Source organism: Alphaproteobacteria bacterium (assembly GCA_035625915.1).
In the GTDB taxonomy this organism is placed as follows: domain Bacteria; phylum Pseudomonadota; class Alphaproteobacteria; order JACZXZ01; family JACZXZ01; genus DATDHA01.
On sequence record DASPOR010000072.1, the window covers coordinates 1 to 2,417 of the forward strand.

The following is a 2,417-nucleotide window of genomic DNA, read 5'->3' on the forward strand; positions in this document are numbered from 1 at the left end:
GACATCGCGGTGGCCGGCTCGCAGAAGGGCTTCATGCTGCCGACGGGTCTCGCCATCGTCTGCGTCAGTCAAAAGGCGTTGAAAGCAGGCGAAACCGCGAAATTGCCGCGCTGCTTCTTCGACTATCGCGACATGATCAAGGCCAATGCACAGGGCTATTTCCCTTATACGCCGGCGACGACCCTGTTGCGCGGCCTGCGGGCGTCGGTCGACATGCTGCTCGAAGAGGGCTTGGAGAATGTTTTCGCCCGCCACAAACGGCTGGCGAGCGCGGTGCGTGCTGCGGTGGAAGGATGGGGTTTGCGCACATGCGCGCAAGGGCCGCAATGGCACTCCGACACAGTCACAGCGGTCGTTGTCCCGGAAGGCTTCGATGCCAATGACGTCATCAAGAGGGGCTACTACCGTTATGATCTGTCGCTCGGCACTGGGCTCAACAAGGTCAATGGCAAGGTTTTCCGCATCGGCCATCTCGGTTGGCTTAACGAGATCATGGTCATGCAAACCCTCGGCGGCGTTGAACTCGCGATGCGCGACGTCGGCATACCATTCGAACCGGGTGCAGGCGTTGGCGCGGCGGTGCGCTATCTCTCCGAGGCCGGCCAGGCCGTCCGGATAGCAGCCGAATAAATTTTCTTCCGCTGAAGCCCGAGTTCTGTTTCGCATCGGGCATCGGGGCGAGCTCGACGAACCTCGGCAGCAAGGCGACTGTTGCGCTTTTTGCGCAACGGTCATGACCAAAGACAAGCCCACGACGGAAAGCGAAGTGTTTCACCACCGCGGCGCCAAAGGGGTGGTTCGCGCTTAGACGAGAGGATACACAATGAGAGTTATCGAACGAGTTTCGGCGACGGAGCCAACGCCGGCGTTCGGTGCGGACTATACGATCCAAGCCGTGGACCCTGTGCTGTGGGAAGCGATCGAGGACGAGCACCGGCGCCAGCACGATCACATCGAGCTCATCGCCTCGGAAAACTATGTCAGCCCCGCAGTGATGCAGGCACAAGGGTCGCAACTAACGAATAAATACGCCGAGGGTTACCCAGGCAGGCGCTACTATGGCGGTTGCGAATTCGTCGACATCGTCGAACAATTAGCGATTGATCGCGTCAAGACACTGTTCGGCGCCGAGTACGCCAATGTGCAGCCGCACTCGGGATCGCAGGCCAATCAGGCTGTGTATCTGGCCGTCCTCAAGCCCGGCGACACGATCCTCGGTATGTCTCTTGCGCACGGCGGTCATCTCACTCACGGTGCGTCGGTCAATGTGAGCGGCAAACTGTTTCATGCAGTGGGATATGGACTTCATCCTGACACGGAGGAGATCGACTATGACTGCGTCCAACGACTTGCCAGCGAGCACAAACCGAAAATGATCGTCGCCGGCGCGTCGGCCTATTCGCGAGTCATCGATTGGCGGCGCTTTCGCGAGATCGCGGATTCAGTCGGCGCCTATCTCTTCGTCGACATGGCGCACTATGCCGGCCTGGTGGCGGCGCGACTCTATCCCAATCCAGTTGGCATCGCCGACTTCGTCACCAGTACGACCCACAAGACGCTCCGCGGCCCGCGCGGCGGCTTCATCCTCGCGGGCGAGCAGCACGCGAAGGCGCTCAATTCGATCGTGTTTCCGGCGCTGCAGGGCGGCCCTCTGATGCATGTGATCGCGGCTAAGGCGGTGGCATTCAAGGAAGCGCTCGATCCCAAGTTCAAGGATTATCAGAATCGGGTCCTCGACAATTCTCACACAATGGCGCGGGTCCTGGCGGAGCGCGGCCTTCGGATCGTCTCCGGCGGAACCGACTCACACATGTTTCTCGTCGATCTCAGACCGAAGAAGATTACCGGAAAAGACGCGGAAGCCGCACTCGGCCGCGCACAGATCACCATCAATAAGAATGCGATCCCGCATGACCCGGAGAAGCCTGCGGTGACTTCCGGGCTGAGGGTCGGAGCGGCGGCCATGACGACCCGAGGGTTCGGCGAATCCGAGGCGAAGAGGGTCGCCAATCTCGTTGCCGATGTTCTGGAGGCGCCAAATGACGTCGGCGTCATCTCGGCGGTCGCGACTAAGGTGCAGTCGCTCTGCGATGCATTTCCGGTCTATACCGAGGCGTGAGGTCAGCCTCGGGGAGAGGAGCGGAGCCGATGCGCCAATCGATCGTATTCCTTGACCGTGCGACGCTGGAAGCCCGGCTGCGAATCCCAAACTTCCCTCATGACTACCGCGAATACGCGGTTACGCACGTCCAGGAGATCGTTGACCGGCTCAAGGACGCTACGATTGCGATCATCAACAAAGTCCCGATGCGAAAGGAGACACTGGCGCAATTACCTAAACTTAAGCTGATCGCGGTCGCCGCGACCGGCACCGACGTCATCGACAAGGACTATTGCCGAACAGCCGGCATTACGAT

3 protein-coding genes are annotated in these 2,417 nt (G+C 60.2%); all 3 read left to right on the top strand.

The genetic code is table 11. From position 1 onward, the window contains the following. On the top strand, positions 1–630 hold a 630-nt coding region (locus VEJ16_06215; protein ID HYB09244.1), incomplete at its 5' end, for a serine--glyoxylate aminotransferase. 193 nt (positions 631–823) lie between these two features. Next, positions 824–2,119: a serine hydroxymethyltransferase gene (gene glyA, locus VEJ16_06220; GenBank protein ID HYB09245.1), complete on the top strand. Its 1,296-nt coding sequence runs from the start codon at positions 824–826 to the stop codon at positions 2,117–2,119. A gap of 29 nt (positions 2,120–2,148) precedes the next feature. Then, positions 2,149–2,417 (top strand): glycerate dehydrogenase (locus tag VEJ16_06225; protein HYB09246.1); only part of this gene is annotated, 269 nt, incomplete at its 3' end.

Excerpts from the sequence above, each read along its gene's own strand:
- glyA (HYB09245.1), top strand. The coding sequence starts at position 824 with ATGAGAGTTATCGAACGAGTTTCGGCGACGGAGCCAACGCCGGCGTTC.